This is a genomic window from Roseovarius arcticus (assembly GCF_006125015.1).
GTDB classification, from domain to species: Bacteria; Pseudomonadota; Alphaproteobacteria; order Rhodobacterales; family Rhodobacteraceae; genus Roseovarius; species Roseovarius arcticus.
Map to the genome: position 1 here is coordinate 3,431,602 of NZ_SZZN01000001.1, position 17,356 is coordinate 3,448,957.

General features: G+C 62.8%; 14 protein-coding genes and 1 pseudogene. 6 read left to right on the forward strand and 9 right to left on the reverse strand.

Annotated features, from left to right (window positions below; translation table 11 throughout):
• Window positions 1-2: 2 nt before the first annotated feature.
• From MK6180000_RS16405 to MK6180000_RS16415, 3 genes are read right to left on the reverse strand one after another with little or no spacing between them, the layout of a single operon-like run.
• Window positions 3-2,411 (reverse strand): GcvT family protein, encoded by a 2,409-nt coding sequence (locus tag MK6180000_RS16405; RefSeq protein ID WP_138935709.1) that lies wholly within the window; start codon window positions 2,409-2,411, stop codon window positions 3-5.
• Window positions 2,408-4,825: a GcvT family protein gene (locus MK6180000_RS16410; RefSeq protein ID WP_246040556.1), complete on the reverse strand. Its 2,418-nt coding sequence runs from the start codon at window positions 4,823-4,825 to the stop codon at window positions 2,408-2,410. Before MK6180000_RS16410 ends, MK6180000_RS16405 begins: the two co-directional genes overlap by 4 nt.
• Window positions 4,809-6,362, reverse strand: coding sequence for a trimethylamine methyltransferase family protein (locus tag MK6180000_RS16415; RefSeq protein WP_246040557.1), 1,554 nt, complete (start codon window positions 6,360-6,362; stop codon window positions 4,809-4,811). The genes MK6180000_RS16410 and MK6180000_RS16415 overlap by 17 nt, the downstream gene beginning before the upstream one ends.
• A 112-nt stretch (window positions 6,363-6,474) precedes the next feature.
• Between MK6180000_RS16415 and MK6180000_RS16420 the strand changes: the two genes are divergently transcribed.
• Window positions 6,475-7,437: a LysR family transcriptional regulator gene (locus MK6180000_RS16420; RefSeq protein WP_138935710.1), complete on the forward strand. Its 963-nt coding sequence runs from the start codon at window positions 6,475-6,477 to the stop codon at window positions 7,435-7,437.
• A 3-nt stretch (window positions 7,438-7,440) separates the two neighbouring features.
• Here MK6180000_RS16420 and MK6180000_RS16425 read toward each other — a convergent pair whose 3' ends face one another.
• From MK6180000_RS16425 to MK6180000_RS20420, 3 genes and pseudogenes are all read right to left on the reverse strand, one after another.
• Complete coding sequence (locus MK6180000_RS16425; protein WP_246040558.1) at window positions 7,441-8,811, reverse strand: xanthine dehydrogenase family protein molybdopterin-binding subunit; 1,371 nt, start codon at window positions 8,809-8,811, stop codon at window positions 7,441-7,443.
• Window positions 8,812-8,836: 25 nt separating this feature from the next.
• Window positions 8,837-8,974: pseudogene (locus MK6180000_RS20755) on the reverse strand (xanthine dehydrogenase family protein molybdopterin-binding subunit); the annotation flags it as partial.
• Window positions 8,975-9,019: 45 nt separating this feature from the next.
• Entirely contained in the window at window positions 9,020-9,205 is a 186-nt protein-coding gene (locus MK6180000_RS20420) for a 2Fe-2S iron-sulfur cluster-binding protein (protein WP_171054669.1), read from the reverse strand.
• Window positions 9,206-9,220: 15 nt separating this feature from the next.
• On the opposite strand from MK6180000_RS20420, the gene MK6180000_RS16435 reads away from it, so the two are divergent.
• From MK6180000_RS16435 to MK6180000_RS16445, 3 genes are all read left to right on the forward strand, one after another.
• On the forward strand, window positions 9,221-10,171 hold the full coding sequence (locus tag MK6180000_RS16435) for a TAXI family TRAP transporter solute-binding subunit (protein WP_138935711.1): 951 nt from the start codon (window positions 9,221-9,223) through the stop codon (window positions 10,169-10,171).
• A gap of 66 nt (window positions 10,172-10,237) precedes the next feature.
• Entirely contained in the window at window positions 10,238-12,313 is a 2,076-nt protein-coding gene (locus MK6180000_RS16440) for a TRAP transporter permease (RefSeq protein WP_138935712.1), read from the forward strand.
• A 23-nt stretch (window positions 12,314-12,336) separates the two neighbouring features.
• Window positions 12,337-12,708 carry a DUF1850 domain-containing protein gene (locus MK6180000_RS16445; protein WP_425466849.1) on the forward strand — a complete coding sequence of 124 codons (372 nt, stop codon included), beginning with the start codon at window positions 12,337-12,339 and terminating at the stop codon, window positions 12,706-12,708.
• Window positions 12,709-12,755: 47 nt separating this feature from the next.
• Here MK6180000_RS16445 and MK6180000_RS16450 read toward each other — a convergent pair whose 3' ends face one another.
• A complete protein-coding gene (locus MK6180000_RS16450) occupies window positions 12,756-13,367 on the reverse strand; it encodes a DedA family protein (protein WP_138935714.1) in 612 nt (203 codons plus the stop codon).
• A gap of 78 nt (window positions 13,368-13,445) precedes the next feature.
• A complete protein-coding gene (locus MK6180000_RS16455) occupies window positions 13,446-14,027 on the reverse strand; it encodes a helix-turn-helix domain-containing protein (protein ID WP_171054670.1) in 582 nt (193 codons plus the stop codon).
• A 116-nt stretch (window positions 14,028-14,143) separates the two neighbouring features.
• Between MK6180000_RS16455 and MK6180000_RS16460 the strand changes: the two genes are divergently transcribed.
• A complete protein-coding gene (locus MK6180000_RS16460; protein WP_138935716.1) occupies window positions 14,144-15,466 on the forward strand; it encodes an aspartate aminotransferase family protein in 1,323 nt (440 codons plus the stop codon).
• A 1-nt stretch (window position 15,467) separates the two neighbouring features.
• Window positions 15,468-16,235, forward strand: a complete 768-nt coding sequence (locus tag MK6180000_RS16465) for an NAD(P)-binding domain-containing protein (protein WP_171054671.1) — start codon at window positions 15,468-15,470, stop codon at window positions 16,233-16,235.
• Between the two features lie 21 nt (window positions 16,236-16,256).
• On the opposite strand, the gene MK6180000_RS16470 is transcribed toward MK6180000_RS16465, so the two are convergent.
• Window positions 16,257-17,291 carry a histone deacetylase family protein gene (locus tag MK6180000_RS16470; protein ID WP_138935718.1) on the reverse strand — a complete coding sequence of 345 codons (1,035 nt, stop codon included), beginning with the start codon at window positions 17,289-17,291 and terminating at the stop codon, window positions 16,257-16,259.
• Window positions 17,292-17,356: the final 65 nt, after the last annotated feature.

Below are 17,356 nucleotides of genomic sequence, written 5' to 3' on the forward strand. Positions count from 1 at the left end.
TGTCAGCCTTTCAGTCTTATGTTTTCCGGATCGAACGGAGGCCGGTCCAGCACTTGTGCGGCGCAGGCGCGACCCAGTATTTCAACACTAAGGCCCTCGCGCGCATCGCGGTCGCGCAGATACGCCAGCGCCAGCGTTTTGCCGGTACGGTGGCCATGCGCGCCCGAGGTCACGATGCCGACGACCCGGCCATTCTGGTGGACCGAATGGGCATAGAACGGGTCGAAGCCTTGGGTATCCACCTCAAGCAGCACCATGTCCCAACGGGCAGGATCGTCCATCCGCCGTGCAAGTGCATCCTGCCCGGCAAATACGCGCGCGTCCATTTTTATCATCGCGCCCATGCCGCTCTCATGCGGGGTCCGCTCGGTCGTCAGGTCGCTGCCCCAGCCGCGATAGCCCTTCTCCAGCCGCATGGAGTTGGCGGCGAAGGCACCGTAAAATCCTATGCCGTGCACCTGCCCCGCCGCCTCTAGCGTAAGGAAAACGTGCCTCATATCCTCAGCAGCGACATGCAGTTCCCAGCCCAGCTCGCCGATATAGGACACGCGGAGGGCGCGGGCGGGTTTGCCTGCGACCTGAATGGTCTGCGCGGTCAGCCAAGGGAAAGCGGCTAGGTCCGTGCCCGTAACCTCTGCCAGCACATCGCGTGATTTCGGCCCCATCAGACCAATGACGCCGAATGCCCCGGTCACGTTCGTTAGCGTCACATCAAGCGCCTCGGCATGGGCGCGTAGCAGGTCCAGATCCATCTCTTCCGCTGCGGCGGCGGACGTCAGATACGCGTGATCATCGGCCAGCATCGTGACGCTAAATTCTGCCTGCGTCCCGCCTGCGGCTGTCAGCGCGTGCGTCAGGCCGATGCGGCCAGTGCGCGGCGCACGGTTAGCGCCGAGCGTGTCAACAAACACGCGCGCATCCGGGCCGATAACGTCAAATTTTGAGAAGACCGACAGATCGGCCAACGCCGCGCGCGTCGTCGCAGCCTCAACCTCTGACGCGACCGCAGCAAACCAATTCGGGCGGCGAAAGCTGTGTGTGGCCACATCACCGGGGACGGTTGAATACCAATTTGGCCGCTCCCATCCATAGGCCGCACCCATCACTGCGCCGCGCTCCAACATCAGGTCATGCAGAGGCGACAGGCGCTTGCCACGTGCGGCGGGACGCTCTTCAAACGGGTAGTGGACACCGAATTGAAGGCCGAAGCATTCGATAGCTTTCTCCACGCGGTAATCGCGGTCGGCCCAGCTGCCAAAGCGTCGACTGTCAATCGCGAGCGCATCCATGGGCGGCGCGCCATGCGTCATCCAGTGCGCCAGAAACCAGCCCGCGCCGCCGCCCTCCATCACGCCCATGGACGACCCGGTCAGGAGCCACGCACCCGGCAGGCCATGCGCCGGGCCGATCAGCGGATTGGCATCGGGGGTAAAGGTAATCGGTCCATTCACGACCGACTTGATCCCGCCATGGCCTAGCGCGGGAATGCGGGCCATCGCGGCCTCAATGATATGCTCTACCCGGTCCAGATCGGGCGGCATCAGGTCAGCGCCAAACTCTGGCGGCACCCCGTCGATGGACCATGTCTGCGCCGCCGCCTCATAGGGGCCAAGTATCAGGCCGTCGCGCTCTTGCCTCACATACCAGCTCTCTTCCGGGTCGCGGATGATGGGCAATTCGGGCGCACCCGCCTCCTTGCGGGCGGCGACCTCGGGGATCGTGTCGGTCACTAGATACTGGTGCAGCATCGGGACCGACGGGATGTTCAGACCCATCATGTGCCCGATTTCCCAGCCCCATGTGCCGGCGGCATTGACAATGTGGCGCGCGCGGATGGTATCCTTGGACGTCTGGACGATCCAATGCGCGCCGTCGCGCTGGACCCCTAGAACCGGCTCATACCGGCGGAAGGTCGCACCGTTCAGCGACGCAACCTGCGCCATCGCATTGGTCGCAAGCGTCGGATCAACGTGGCCATCATCCGGCTCATAGATACCGCCTATAAGTCCGTCTAGAGTGGCCAGTGGATGCAGCTCCGCGATCCGCTTCGGCGTCAGGATTTCCAGTGGATAACCGGTGAATTTTGACAGACCCGCAACATGGGCAAATTCGTCCATCCGGTCGGGATTACGCGTGATCCGCATAGCGCCCGACGGATGGAAGCCGACGTTTTGGCCCGTCTCGCGGGGCAAGATGTCACGGTAGAGACGCACGGATGTCGCGCGCAATTCCTGCACCGTGGCGTTATGTGCGAAATGCGTGCACAGCCCCGCCGCGTGCCAGGTAGATCCGTGGGTGAGGTCATTTTTCTCAACCAGCACGACGCCCTCCCAACCCGCCTTGACCAGATGGTAGGCCAGCGACACGCCCATCACGCCGCCGCCGATTATCAGAACTTCTGCATCCGTCATCCCCGCATCCTTTTGCCCTTGGGATCGAAGGGCGGCGCTGTGAGCGCGACTGCGGGGTACATTTTCCCCGCCACCTCGATCTGGAATTGTCTGTCTGCTGTGGCTGCCTGCTTCTCGCCCGGCGCTATGTCGATCATGGCGAAGGCGAGCGTCAGCCCGGTGCGCGCGCCCTTGGCACCAGAGGTTGTCAGGCCGATCACACGGCCCGCCTCCCACACAGGCTCATCATGCAGGATCAGCGGCCCGCCCTCGACCTGCACCAGGGCCATGCGGCGCGAGGGGCCTGCCTTGCGCTGCGCCTCCAGCGGCGGTTTGCCTAGAAAATCCTTGGTCCAGTCAATGGCAAAGCCAAGGCCCGCCTCTAGCGGCGTCACCTCTGGCCCGAGATCATGGCCCCAATGCTTGAACCCCTTTTCGATACGGCATGCGTCCAGCGCGTAGTGCCCCATCGGCTGCCCGCCTGCGCCGTGCAGCGCGTCCCATATCGGTGGGCCCTTCGCCGCGGGGATGCTAAGCTCCCAACCCAGTTCACCGACAAAGCTGACCCGCGTGGCGCGGCAGTGGCGGCCGGCGACGGTAACCTCGCGCGAGGTGGAGAATGGGAACTCGGCAAAGTCATCTGGCGACAGCGCCGCCAACATATCTCGGCTGCCCGCGCCCATGACTCCGATGACGACCTCGTCCTCTGTCCGGTCAGTGATTTGCACATCCAAGCCCGCAGCATGACGGCGCAGATATGCCGCATCACGCGTGCGCGTCGCCGCGCCCGAGGTCAGCCGAAACGCCTGCGCGCCCGTCCGGGTCACGGTCACGTCGCCTTCGATCCCGCCCTTTGCATTCATCAGCGGGGTATAGACGGCGCGGCCGACAGCAACATCCATCTGCGCAGCTGCGATATGGTTCAGCAAGGTCGCTGCATCCGGGCCGGTGATGTCGAACTTGCCGAATGGTGACAAGTCCAGCAGGGCGGTGCCATGTTGCATGATCGCCGCCTCGCGCTCGGCAATTGGCTGCCAATGTTGCGCGCCAATTGAGTAAGGCAAATCGCGCTCAGCCTTGTCCCGCGCGTACCACAGCCCGCGCTCCCACCCGGCTGTCAGGCCGCATACGGCGCCCGCGTCCGCCCATTGTGCGTGCAAGGCGGATTTGCGCAAACCGCGCCCGGCCTTGGGTTGCTTGTAGGGCCAATGGAGGGTGAACTGATCGGCCACAGCCTCGGCCATGCGGTTGTTCATATGGGCGTCATCGGCAGTAGCGGGATCGACGCGGGCGACATCGACCTCCCACAAGTCCATGGGTGCCTCGCCGTCGATCATCCAATCGGCCAATGCGCGGCCAACCCCGGCCGACGACATAATACCTACCGAGTTCATGCCCGCCGCAACGTAGAGCCCATCAACCTGCGGCGTCTGCCCGATCAGCGGGCGAGTGTCGGCAGTGAAACTTTCTGGTCCGTTCATGAAATGGGCGATCCCGGCCGTCTCGAGCGCAGGGATCAGCGCCAGAGCCGCCTCCATAAATGGGGTGAACTGATCCCAATCCTCGGCCAGTTCCAAAAAGGGGCGGTCGCCCTCAGGGCCGAAGGCGTCCCAACATTTTGCATCCGGCTCAAACCCGCCGATTACCAGCTTGCCCGCGTCGCCCTTGATATAGATGCCGCGGTCCAGATCGCGCACGACGGGAAAGGGCTGCGCGAGGCCGGGCATGGCTTCGGTCACAACATACATATGCTCGACCGCTTGCAAGGGCAGCGGCACACCTGCCGTCTGGGCCAGCCGTTTTGACCATACCCCGGCGCAAATTGCGACGCGATCTGCCTCAATCACTGTCCCATCCGCCAGACGCACGCCTGTGATCTGCGTGCCTGCCGTCTGCAATGCTGCCACGTCCACATTCTCGCGGATTTCAACACCCGCGGCCTTGGCACTGCGCGCGTAGGCCATGCACAGATCGACGGGATTGACGCTGGCATCCTCGGCCACAGACATCGCCCCGCTCAGGCCCTCTGTGGCCAAATCCGGCATTTGGCACGCCAGCTTACCGATATCGATCATCTGAGGCGTAAGGCCGAAATGGCGGCCTAGCGACGCGATGCGGTGCAACTCGTCCATTCGCGCCGGATCGCGCGCCAGCCAGTAGCCGCCTGTGCGGCGGTATCCGGTGTCCTGACCCGTCTGCGCGGCCAGCTGCGGAAACAACTCGCCCGCATACATCGCCAGACGCGTCATGTTAGGCGTCGCGCGCAGCGGCCCGACGATGCCCGCCGCATGCCATGAGGTGCCAGAGGTCAGCTGATTGCGCTCTAGCAGCAGCACGTCCTGCGCGCCCCGCTGGCCAAGGTGGTAGGCAAGGCTGAGGCCGATAGCGCCCCCGCCGATAATGATGGTTCGGCGCATATCAGTAGTAGTTCGCATCAGGCTTCTCGGCCTTGCGGCGGGCGATGTAGGCGCAAATCTCCTCATCTATCGCGGGGTCGAGGCCCGGATCGACGTAGCGGTCCAGCGTGTCCTTCCACAGCAGGTTGGCGCGCTGCGCGGCATCAAGGCCGCCATCGGCGCTCCACTGTTCGAACGAGTTGTTATCGGGCGTATCGGGGCGGAAGAATGCGGTCAGGAAATTGGCTTGGGTGTGATCGGCGCCAAGAAAATGCTTGCCCGGGCCAGTCTGCGCAATGGCGTCCATGGCTTGCGCGTTCTCGCTTAGGTCGATACCGTCAAAGAAGCGTGCGACCTTGCCGCATATATCGGCGTCCAGCATGGTTTTCTCAAACCCGGTGACCAGCCCGCCCTCCAGCCATCCGGTGGCGTGATTTATCACGTTGGCGCCCGCGAACATCGACATCATCAGGCCCCAAGTTGCCTCTTGCTGGCTCTGACCGTCCGGCAGCTTGGAGGCCGACAGCGTCCCGACAGTGTGCAGAGGCACGCCAAGGCGGCGCGCCAGTTGCCCCGCCGCCAGCACCATCTGTCCAGCTTCGGGTGTGCCGAAGGTAGGCGCGCCGTTCTGCATCGAGAGGGTCGAGGCGAAGCTGCCCATCAGGCAGGGCGCGCCGGGGGCGATCAGCTGCACCAGCGACAGTGTCGCCAGCGCCTCGGCCAATACCTGCGTCATCGTTCCGGCAACGGTGCAAGGGCTCATCGCGCCCGACAGCACCCAAGGCGTGCAGGCGACCGGCTGGCCCGCGCGGGCATATGTCTTGAGCGCGCCGGACATGTGGCTGTCCATCACCAAGGGCGCGTTGGTATTCGACACACAATAAAGCACGGCGTTGTTCGCGACAAAATCCTCGCCAAACAGAATGCGCGCGATGTCGATAGAGTGGCCTGCCCGCTCGGCCCCGATGAACGCACCCATGAACGGGCGATCGGACCAGCGAATGTGACCGTATAGCATATCCAGATGACGCTTGTTCGCAGGTAGATCGACAGGCTCGCACACCACGCCGCCGGAATGGTGCAGATGCGGGATCGTCTGGTGCAGTTTTATGAGCCGGGTGAAATCATCGTGAGTGGCATAGCGGCGTCCCTTGTCCAGATCATGAACGAAAGGCGGGCCCCATGAGGGGCAGAGCACAGTATTAGCGCCGCCGATACGAACCGAATTTTCCGGGTTTCGCGCGGCTTGGGTAAACTCTGCGGGGGCAGTCGCCTGAATGGTCTGGCGGCAGAAGCCGGGGTCGAACCGAACGCGCGTGCCTTGCACGTCACAGCCCGCATCGCGAAAGATTTCAAGGATCTCGGGATCGTCGTGGAATTCCATGCCAGTGTCGCGCAGGATCGCGTCAGCGTTATGCTCTATCAGCTCCAGACCCTCTTGCGAGAGGATCTCCATACAGCCGACCTTTCGAGTGATATAGGGAATGCGAGGCGCGGTTTCCTGTGCGCGGCGGGCACCGCGGCCTTCGCGGCCACCGCTGCGTCGGCGGCGCTCTTTGGGTTCTGCAACGGTCACGGGCGGCCCCTCCTTGGCCGTTATATGGGCCATCTTGCGGGGCCACATTGCAAATCATTTCATGCAGTATCAGTATAACTAATAGTAGCGTGCATTTCAGCGAGGTCCGATCATGTCCTTTGACAGTAACATTATTCGGTCGATCGAGGTCTTTGTCGCGCTCGTTGAGACGGGCAAAATGACCGTGGCCGCCGAGGTGATGGGCCTCAGCCAATCGGCGGTGTCCCAACATCTGGCGCTGCTGGAGCGGACGTTTGACGTGACCATCTTTGACCGCTCGGTCAGGCCGCTGCAACTGACGCAGGCCGGCACGCTCTTTCACCGGCACGCGCTGCGCATCCTTGGCGGGGTCGAGGATCTGGTGGCCGACATGCGCCATCAGGGCGCGCGCCCGATCAGCAATCTGCGCGTCGGTATTCAGGCGTCTATTGCAACCACGCTGACCCCCGATCTGATAACGCTGGCGCAGGCCGATTTCGGCGTCGAGGACATGACGATCCACGCAGGCCAGAGCAAGGATCACGAGGGGCGATTGCGCACGCGCAAGGCCGATCTGGTGATCACGTCGGACCCGCTATATGATCTGGACGGGCTGGAGCGGCACCCGATTATGACCGAATCGTTCCTCTTGGTCCTGCCCCAGGGTTATCGCGGCCCTACCACCAGCATCGGCGAGTTGCTGCAAAATCTGCCGCTGATCCGGTTTGCCGCCACCACCAATGTCGGACGCCTGACCGAGCAGCATCTGCGCAGGCTAAAAGTGCGCACGCCGCGCGTGATTCAGGCGGATCGCTCCAGCATGGTGACCGCCTGCGTTGCACGCGGCATGGGGTTTACCTTTCTCACGCCCAGCCTGCTGATCGACGGCTTTGTGGAGCAGATGCCGCTGAACATCAGGCCCCTGCCGATCACTGGCTTTTCGCGTAGCATAACGTTGCTGGCGCGCGACAGGGATTTGGGCGGTCTGCCCGCCGCCTTTGCCAAGGCGACCAAGCAGATTCTGGCGCAGCAGATCGCGCGCCAGATGGGCGCCGCGGGGACTGGTGCGGTTCAGTTCGCACCGGACGACGGGTAGTTGCTATCCCTCCAGATGCGCCAGCCTTAGGGGCGCGCTAGCTGCATCCATCAGGTCCAGCACGCGGGGCGGCGTCAGGGGCAGCTCATTGACCTGCTTGCCCGTAGCGTTGGCGACCGCGCAGGCGATGGTTGCGCCCACATTCAGAATCGGAACCTCGCCCGCGCCCTTGGTACCCAGTGGGCCGATGGACGGCGCGCCCTCATACATCTCAAGCGTAATGGGCAGTGTGTCGCCCGCCAGCGGTATCTTGTAAGTCTCGAACCCGTCCTGCTCGATACGGCCATCCGGGCCGATCGTAACCTCCTCATGGAGCGCATAGCCAAGGCCCTGCACCACTCCGCCCTGCACTTGGCTCGCAATAGCGCGCGGATTGATCGCACGGCCCACATCCTGCACGACGCGGTAATCCAGCACATGGACATGCCCTGCTGCCCGATCGACCGCGACATCGCAGCTGTGAACGGCAAAGACGGGGATATCTATCGCGTCGATGAAATGCCCGGCGGCACAGCAAGGCATCGCAGGCGTGCCGGGTGCGGTGAACGCGCCCGTGCCCGACACCGGGCCGTAGCGCGCCTCATGTTCGGCGATGACGATCTGGATCGCGGCGCCTGTGCCGGGGCGGTCCTCAATCTCGACCCGCCCATTTATCAGCACCAGCTTCGCGGCGTTAAGCGGTAGGGCGGCATTCTTAGCCGCCATCCGCATTAGCATTGGGCGCAGAACGTCACCTTCAAACACCTGCCCGGTCGCGCTCAGCGCACCGTCGCCGACGACGTGGCGCTTACGGAATTCCACCGGGTCCATGCTGATAGCGCGGCAAATCTCGTCGGTATGCCGTTCTAGCGCGAAGGTATTATAGACGCCCTTGCAGGCACGAAACGCACCGTTCGGCGGCGTGTTGGTGCAGACGGCCTGCGTGGTCAGGCGCGCCGCGCCCAGCCGGTAATTACCGCCCAGAGTGTGCGCCGTCATGGTGGTAAGGAACACCTGCTCGCCGCCATATGCGCCGCAATCCATCAGGACTCTGCCATCGCGTGCGACGATCTCGCCATTTGCGGTGACGGCAGAGCGCAGCCTGATCTCTGCATTTTCACGGCAAAGGCAGGTCAGCATTTCCTCTTCGCGGCCGAGGGCGAGGCTGACAGCCTGCCCCAATTTCTGCGCGAGAATCGCTGCATAAGGCTCGACCGAGCAGTCGAACTTCAGGCCAAAACCGCCACCTACGGGCGGCACAGTGACGCGCACCTTCGAGGGCGAAATTCCGAGCGCGGTTGCAGGGACGACGCGCACCGTCCAAGGCGTGTGTGTCGAGGTGATGATGTGGTGGCGCCAGTGTGTCGGCTGCAATCGCGGCAAGCGGTTCGCCATGATAGCGCACATTATCGCGCGCAAGGATCGGATGATCCGCGATACCCAGGCCGTGCAGACCCGGCGCATCCGCCGCAGTCGCGATGGCCCGCACGCCAGGCATCGCACGCGCGGCGTCCAGATCCAGCGGTGTACTTCGTGCGCCCGCGCAGCTTGTCCGCAGCGTCGCGGCGGGGGTCGTTCATCACCGCCTTGTGGCTCTGACCCGTCATGGTGCGGTCTCCACATCTTGCAAAGACATCACCGCGTCGATGATCCGCTCGTATCCGGTGCAGCGGCACAGATTGCGGGCCATGTCCTGCCGTTCATCTGCGCCGCTGCGCAGAGGAAACTTGCGCCGCGCTGCGCCTGCGTCATACTGTGGCAGCCCCGCCTCCGGAAGGGATGCGGGCACCAAGGGAGGTTTACAATGAACAAGATCACATCCGCCGTAGGCGGCGCCATTCTGGCCGCAGTCGCATTGGGCGCACCGGCCAAGGCCGACGAATTCATCAACGTGCTGACCGGGGGCACTTCGGGCGTTTATTACCCGCTGGGCGCCGGCCTCGCCAATATTTATGGCGAGAAAATCGAAGGGGCGCGCACGCAGGTCCAATCGACCAAGGCCAGCGTCGAGAACCTGAACCTGCTGCAAAGTGGCGGCGGCGAAATCGCCTTTGCACTGGGCGATTCGGTTGCCGCTGCATGGGCTGGCGACGAGGAGGCCGGATTTCCGGCCAAGCTGGACCAACTTCGCGGTATTGCAGCGATCTATCCGAACTTTATCCAAGTCGTGGCATCAAAGGAGTCGGGCATCACCGACTTTGAAGGCCTCAAAGGCCGGAGCCTCTCAGTTGGCGCACCTGCGTCGGGGACTGAGTTGAACGCGCGCGCCATCTTTGGCGCGATGGACATGTCCTACGACGATCTGGGCAAGGTCGAGTATCTGCCCTTCGCCGAATCGGTCGAGCTGATCAAGAACCGCCAGTTAGACGGCACTCTGCAATCGGCGGGCTTGGGCGTTGCGTCGATCCGCGATCTGTCATCTTCGTTGCCGATCACAGTTGTGGCGATCCCCGCCTCGGTCGCGGAAACGCTGGGCGCGCCCTATATCGCGGCCACCATCCCGGCCGGTACCTATGATGGGCAAGACGCAGACGTGCCGACAGTGGCAGTGTCGAATTACCTGGTCAGCCATGCAGGCGTCAGTGACGAAACGGCATATCAGATGACCAAGCAGCTGTTCGAAAACCTCGATACACTGGTTGCAGCGCATCAGGCCGCATCGCAGATCACGGTGGAGCATGCGCTGGACGGTATGCCCATTCCGCTGCACCCGGGCGCCGAGCGCTACTACCGCGAGCAAGGCCTCATCCAGTAAGGCCATCTCCGGGCCGCGCACCTCATAATGCGCGGCCCAATCGCATCCGCCAGTCCGGAGCCACTCATGACAAATCCAACCGTTCCGCCCATTCCTTCCGAGGTGCATGGCGTCGATTTTCCACCCGGCACGGTGGGGCGCCTGCTGTTCTGGATCGCGATCGTCTTTTCGATATTTCAGATCATCACGGCAGCGCATGTCGTCGACCTATCCAGCCAGATCACGCGTGCATTTCACGTCGGCTTTCTCACGCTGCTGGCGTTTCCGCTGGTCGCATATGCGCGCAGTGCATCGACTAATATCCGCACGCTCGCTTGGGCCTTTGCTGCGGCTGGCGTTGCTGTCGCACTCTATCAATGGTGGGAATATCAGCCGCTGATCCTGCGCGCTGGGCGTCCTCTGGACCAAGATATTGTGATGGGCGTTGTCGCATTAGCTGTCGTGTTCGCCGCTGCTTGGGCCATGATGGGTCCGGCGCTGCCAATCATCGCAGGCGGCTTTCTGGCCTACTGTTTTTTTGGTGAATACCTGCCGTCCCCGTTTAATCATCGCGGCTATGGCTTTGGCCAGGTCGTCGATCACATGGCCTACGGGACCGAGGGGATCTACGGCATCCCGACATTCGTGTCGTCGACCTACATCTTCCTCTTTATCCTCTTTGGTGCGTTTCTGGAAAAGGCTGGTATGATCCGGCTGTTCACCGACGTCGCCATGGGCATGTTCGGCCACAAACAAGGCGGCGCAGCCAAGGTCGCCGTCGTGTCCTCGGGCCTGATGGGCACCATTTCCGGCTCGGGTGTGGCGAATGTCGTCACGACCGGTCAATTCACCATCCCCCTGATGAAGCGGTTTGGTTATCGCCCGGCCTTTGCTGGCGGGGTAGAGGCGACGGCCTCGATGGGGGGGCAGATCATGCCGCCGGTGATGGGCGCTGTCGCCTTCATCATGGCCGAAACGCTGGACGTGCAATATATCGAAGTGGTGCGCGCCGCGCTGATCCCTGCGATCCTTTATTTCCTGTCTGCCTTTTGGATGGTCCATCTGGAGGCTGGCCGCTACGGCCTTAAGGGCCTTGCGCTGGCCGATCTGCCCTCACCGCTGGAGGCGCTCAAGCGTAACTGGATGCTGCTAGTCCCGTTGGGCGTGCTTATCTACCTTCTCTTTGGTGGCTATACGCCGCTTTTCGCCGGCACTATCGGGCTGGGACTGACGGTCCTTCTGATCCTGGGCGGCTCAGCGGCGCTGAACCTGCCTGCAGGCATTTTCCGCATCATATTCTGGGTCACACTGGGCCTTGTCGCTGCGGGATTTCTGCAATGGGGGACGGAGGTTCTGTTTGCCGCTATTGCCGCGCTGATCGCGTGGTGCGCCGTCACAAAGGGCGGACGCGAAACGCTGGCGCTTTGCCGTGACAGCCTTGCGGACGGGGCCAAGACGGCGCTGCCCGTAGGTGTGGCATGCGCGCTGGTGGGTATCATCATCGGCACCATGACCCTGACGGGCGCGGCCAACACGTTCGGCCAGTTTATCGTGTCGGTGGGCCAATCCAGCCTGTTTCTGTCGCTGATCCTGACGATGCTGACATGCATTCTCTTGGGCATGGGTATCCCAACGATCCCGAATTACATCATTACGTCCTCCATCGCCGGGCCTGCCCTGCTGGCCCTTGGCGTGCCGTTGATCGTGTCACACATGTTTGTCTTTTACTTCGGTATCTTGGCGGATCTGACGCCGCCCGTCGCGCTTGCATGTTTTGCCGCAGCGCCGATTGCTAAGGAAAGCGGGCTTAAAATCTCGTTTGAGGCGATCAAGGTGGCGGCGGCCGGCTTCGTCATTCCGTTTATGGCGGTCTATACGCCTGCGCTGATGCTGCAGGATGGCGGGCCGCTGGCCGAGGCGATCGGATACTGGCCCGCCGTGGCCTATGTTGTGGCCAAGACTGCCATTTCGATTGGCCTCTGGGGCGCTGCTGTCATCGGCTGGGTCGGGCGCCCGCTAGGCTGGCCACTGCGCATCCTTGCGATCGTGGCGGCCTTTACCTTGGTCGCGGCGTTACCCCTCACGGACGAGATCGGCTTTGCCCTTGCCCTTCTCTTTGCGGGGAGTGTCTGGATGACGCGGCGGCGCTCGGCTGAGGTATGACCTGCCTTGCCGTGGGCGCTATGGTGCTGGCCTTGGCATCGCCCACCTTTCAGCTCAGCTGGACACACTCGGTCGAGCATGTGGAGTGGCAGGAGGAGTGGCGCGTGTCCGGCAGTACCCTGACGCTGGACACCGCACGCATCCGCGGCTCTGGCGCAGGGATGGAGCCGGGTGACAAGGCTGTGCTAAAGGACGGCTGGTGGGAATGGCCCGGCGCGCTGAGCGTGCCGTCATTGGTGCTGGCCGCTTCCGGTGCGACAGGGGGCGGCTGGACAATATGCACGGACGGCACCTGTTCGCAAATCGGTACCGCATCCGGTGCGCCACTGATCATCGCGCCTTGTAGCGGCGATGCAATCCCGGAACCTGCCGCCACTGGTAAAACGAGCGGATGAGGCACCAGAGGTGTCTCGTCCATATCCGCCCCGCTGAGATCAAGAGCCTAAGTGCCCTCGTCCTCACCGCCCTGATGCGTAATCAGCCGATAAATATACAGACCTGCGATGCCAATCAGCAGCGCTGTCGTGACCGGGTTAAGCCAATCAGCGACGAGGGCGTATTGACTGCCCAGCGCATATCCGAGGCAGGCTAGAAGCGTTGTCCAAAATGCGGTGCCAATAAGCGAGTATATCAGGAACGGCACATGCCCCATTCCCGTCAGACCTGCGGGGACGGAGATGACAGTTCGGATGCCCGGCACCAACCGGCCCAGCAGAACCGCCATGCGGCCGTGACGCTGAAACCAGTCAGTGGCGCGGTCCAGATCATCCAGCGAGATGGTTAGCCACCGTCCATGTCTGGCGATCAAGCGGCGCACGCGATCGCGACCGATACGGCGCGCGACCAGGTACCACAGGTACGTTCCCATCAGCGATCCGGCGCTACCAGCAAGGATCACGGCGATCATGTTCAGCTTGCCTTGATAGATTAGAAAACCAGCCATCGGCATGATGACTTCGGACGGGATGGGGGGAAAGATATTCTCGGCCAGCATCAAAAGGGCGACTGCCGCCGCGCCGGTCTGCTCAATCGCTTGGGTGATCCACTCGAACATAATGCCTTACCATTTAGCTCCGCGGCCGCGCGCGCACTTTGGGGCAACGGCTGGCCTGCGCGCAATGTTCCATCCCGTCTACCCAGCCTTGTCTGAAAATACATACAGGCAGCGGCATGTCTGGCCCGGCTGCGCAAGGCAGGCGTGCGGCATCGCGCCGTCGAAATGCACGCTGTCGCCGGGGGACAAGACCGCCGGTTCGTACCCTTCGGAAACAAACACCAGATCGCCTGACAGGACATACAGGAAATCTTCGGTCGCGTGGCTGTTCCACGGGCCAAAATCCGCGATGTCGGTGCAGGTGAATTCAGCGACGTAGGACTGAAACTTGCGCCCGCGCAACTCCGCCGCCAGCGGGGTCAGCGCGCTATTATCATCGGTGACGGCAGGGGCAGGCGCACCGCGCGTCACGATCATGCGCCCCGTCAGAGCAGAGGGACCGCCGGTGTGCAACAGCTCGGCCAGATCGGTGCCAAGGCCGCGTGCAAGTTTCAGCAATAGCTCGAAGGTCGGAGACAAGTTGCCGTTCTCGATCTTGCTGAGCGTTGAGCGCGCAAAGCCAGCCCGCGCTGCCAGCGCCTCTTGGCTGAGGGAAAGGGCGATCCGCCGCGATTTTACCCGGCTGGCAAGGAAATGTCGGTCTGGCTGTTCAGTCTGCATTGCAGGCTCCGTCGGTGATTGGGGCAGATGATATGGCATAACGAGGCTGACCTCAATTGACCGCAAATTGTTCCTATAGTAACAATTTGTCCAAAGCCAGAACGGGGAGACGATCCATGGATATGACAAAATCAGAGGCGCTGCACGCGCGCGGACTAAAGGTGATGGTCGAGGGAGTGTCGTCAGCGTCGCGCGGCCCTGCCGCCTTTGGCCGGGCGCCCCAGTACATGGATCGCGGGATGGGCAAGCATCTCTATGATGTGGACGGCAACAAGTATCTGGACTGGATGATGGCCTATGGCGCGCTGCCGCTAGGCCACGGTCACCCGGCGATAGTCGAGGCCGTCACCAAGGCCGTGTCGGGCGGAACGCATACGGCAACAGCGGTGGCGATCGAGGTCGAGTTGGCCGAGATGATCGTCGCCATGCTGCCCCATGTCGACAAAATCCGCTTTGCCAATACCGGGACAGAGGCGGGCATGGCCGCGTTTCGGCTGGCACGCGGGCACACCGGACGGCGCAAGATCATCAAATTCGAGGGCCATTATCACGGCTGGTGGGACGGCGTTCTGCTAAACTCGAACCCGCACAATCCCCTGTCGCTGGGGCACCCCTCTAATCCGGTACACATCCCCGACAGCTCGGGCCTGACGCCCGGCGCGCTGGAGGACACAGTGGTCGTGCCATGGAACGACTTTGACGCGCTGGAGCAAGCGATGGCGCTGCATGGACGCGATGCGGCCTGCGTAGTGACCGAGCCTGTGATGGCCAATTTCGGCGTTATCGCGCCCAAAGACGGCTATCTGCAGCGCATGCAAGAGCTGTGCCGCGAACATGGCGCGCTGTTTTATGTCGACGAGACCGTGACCGGATTTCGCCTGTCGCCCGGCGGCTGCTGCGAGCTTTATGGCCTGACGCCAGACCTTGTGACCTACGGCAAGGCGATTGGCGGAGGGATGCCCGTTGCCGTGATCGGCGGGCGCGAGGATGTAATGGCCGGCCTCGAATGGGGCAAAGTGCTGCATTTCGGCACGCATAATGCGGGGCGGCTGTCGCTGACCGTGTCCAAGGCGATGCTGGAGGTGATGACAGCGAATAACAATGCAGGCTTCAAGCATAACATGGAGATTGGCGCGAAGATGCAGAGCGCCATTTCGGACGTGCTGCGCGGTCAGAACAAGCACCGCGCGATCTGCCAAGGCGTCACGTCGATGTTCCAGATCTTTTTCACCGATGCCGAGGAGATCACCGATTACCGTGATTTCTGTGCCAAGGTGGATCGTACGAAGTACCGCGATTTTGCCCTGCGGCTGATGGACCGGGGCATATACATGACGCCGGGATCGACGCTACATTCGCTGCCTTCGATCCTACATGACGAGGCCGATGTCGCCTACACGGCCCAGACAATCGCCGAGGTGCTGGAGGCGTGGGACTGATATGACACAAGCTCTTGGCATCCTTGGGACAGGCGCGCTGGCCGCGCATCTGGTGACGGGCTTGCGCGCTGGCGGCTTTAACGCTGAGATCATCGTGTCGCCGCGCGGGGCAAATGTGGCAGCAACGCTGGCTGCCGAGCATAGCGTCCAAGTCGCCGCCAGCAATCAGGAGGTGATCGACAGGGCGCGCATGGTGCTGGTCTGTCTTCCAGCCGCGCACGGCGCAAATATCTTGCGCGATCTGGTGTTCAACGCGGAGCATAGCATTTGTTCGGCCATGGCCGGGTTGGGGCCGGATGTGCTGTCGCCGCTGGCTGCCCCAGCGAGCGTGAGCCAAGTGATGATGCCTGGCGCCTCGAACGCAATCGGTGCTGGGCCGTGCCTGCTGTTCCCGGCAGGGCAGGAATGGCAGGCGCTGCTCGCGTATCTGGGCCCAGTCCTGGTGCCTAGCAGCCAAGCCGAATATGACATCGCCGCAGTATTCGGCGCGCTGTCGGGGGCCAGCTTTGTCCTGATGCAGGCGCTGGCTACGTGGTTTGAGCGGCGCGGCATCGCGCCTGAACTGGCGCGCCCGCTGGTGGCCGCGACACTTGCCGGAAACGCGGCGGTGTTGCGGGACGCGCCGCATGATTGGGATGCGATCATCGCCAGCGTCGCCACCCCCGGCGGCGTGACCGAGCAACTGGTGGGCGCGCTAGGACAGTCCGGCGGACTGACCGCATGGGATGCTGGGCTGGACGCGGTTCTGAAGCGGATGACTAAGGGCTAACGCGCTGGGTTGCGCCGCGTCCTAAATCTTGAGAACGTCCAGCACATCTGCGATCAGATGGCCCAGCACTGGCGACTCGTAGCCACCCTCCTGCACAATCACGGTCGGCAGAGCCAAGGCACGGACGCCCTCGGCCATGGCCGTGAAGGCTGCCCGCGTCACGGCGTGCCTGCCATGGCTGTCATGCTCGGACGCGTCTACGCCCAGCGCGAGGACCAGCGCATCGGGCGCGAAATCTGTGATAGCCGCAATGCTGCTGTCCAGCGCCGACAGGAATGGCGTATCACCCGCGCCGAAATCATAGGTGAGGTTCAGATTATAGCCCGCGCCGGCCCCCTCGCCGCGCTCCTCAGCGTAGCCGGTGAAGAACGGATAATAGCTGCGCGGGTGCGAGTGCATCGAGACCGTCAGCACGTCGGCCCGGTCATAAAATATCGCCTGCGTGCCGTTGCCGTGATGCACGTCGACATCCAGTATCGCGACGCGGGGCGCGGCCTTGCGCAGTTCCTGCGCCGCGATGGCGGCATTGTTTAGGTAGCAAAATCCCATCGCCTTACCCGCAAGCGCGTGATGGCCGGGCGGACGGCATAGCGCATAATGCGCGCGTCCGGTTTCCAGCACGCCGCGCGCGGCAGCGATAGCGCCTTGCGCGGCCCAATACGCGGAGGTCCAAGTGCCCTCAACGATCTCGGCGGCCATGTCGCCAGTGTACCAGCCGATCTGGCCAACGATCAGGTCAGGCTTTTGCGCGTAGGGAACCTGTGGAAAGACGTTTGGCATCGCGTGGCCGCCCGCGCCAAAAGGCGTGTCGCCATATTCGGCGCTCCAGCGATCCCACGCACCAGCAAGGAATTCGACATAATCCGCGTCATGTACCGCAAGGATCGGGTCCATGCCCGCATCGGGGGGCGCGCACAAAACTTTGCCGCGTGTGCGCAAGGTGGCTGCGATGGATGCGGCACGCTCCGCGCTTTCGCGGCTGGCGCGGATTGCGCCCAGCTGAACGAAATGTGTATTGCGGTGGCGCAGCTGTTCTTCGGACCAGAAAATGGTCATGGCGCGTTCCCTATCCTGCGGCCTTGTTGCGCTCAGACTGCAATGCAGCGGCGCATCTGGCAACA

Bases quoted from the DNA above. Each gene is read 5' to 3' on its own strand.
- MK6180000_RS16405 (WP_138935709.1), bottom strand. From the start codon at position 2,411: ATGACGGATGCAGAAGTTCTGATAATCGGCGGCGGCGTGATGGGCGTG.
- MK6180000_RS16410 (WP_246040556.1), bottom strand. From the start codon at position 4,825: ATGCGAACTACTACTGATATGCGCCGAACCATCATTATCGGCGGGGGC.
- MK6180000_RS16420 (WP_138935710.1), top strand. From the start codon at position 6,475: ATGTCCTTTGACAGTAACATTATTCGGTCGATCGAGGTCTTTGTCGCG.
- MK6180000_RS16425 (WP_246040558.1), bottom strand. From the start codon at position 8,811: ATGGCGAACCGCTTGCCGCGATTGCAGCCGACACACTGGCGCCACCAC.
- MK6180000_RS16435 (WP_138935711.1), top strand. From the start codon at position 9,221: ATGAACAAGATCACATCCGCCGTAGGCGGCGCCATTCTGGCCGCAGTC.
- MK6180000_RS16440 (WP_138935712.1), top strand. From the start codon at position 10,238: ATGACAAATCCAACCGTTCCGCCCATTCCTTCCGAGGTGCATGGCGTC.
- MK6180000_RS16450 (WP_138935714.1), bottom strand. From the start codon at position 13,367: ATGTTCGAGTGGATCACCCAAGCGATTGAGCAGACCGGCGCGGCGGCA.
- MK6180000_RS16455 (WP_171054670.1), bottom strand. From the start codon at position 14,027: ATGCAGACTGAACAGCCAGACCGACATTTCCTTGCCAGCCGGGTAAAA.
- MK6180000_RS16460 (WP_138935716.1), top strand. From the start codon at position 14,144: ATGGATATGACAAAATCAGAGGCGCTGCACGCGCGCGGACTAAAGGTG.
- MK6180000_RS16465 (WP_171054671.1), top strand. From the start codon at position 15,468: ATGACACAAGCTCTTGGCATCCTTGGGACAGGCGCGCTGGCCGCGCAT.
- MK6180000_RS16470 (WP_138935718.1), bottom strand. From the start codon at position 17,291: ATGACCATTTTCTGGTCCGAAGAACAGCTGCGCCACCGCAATACACAT.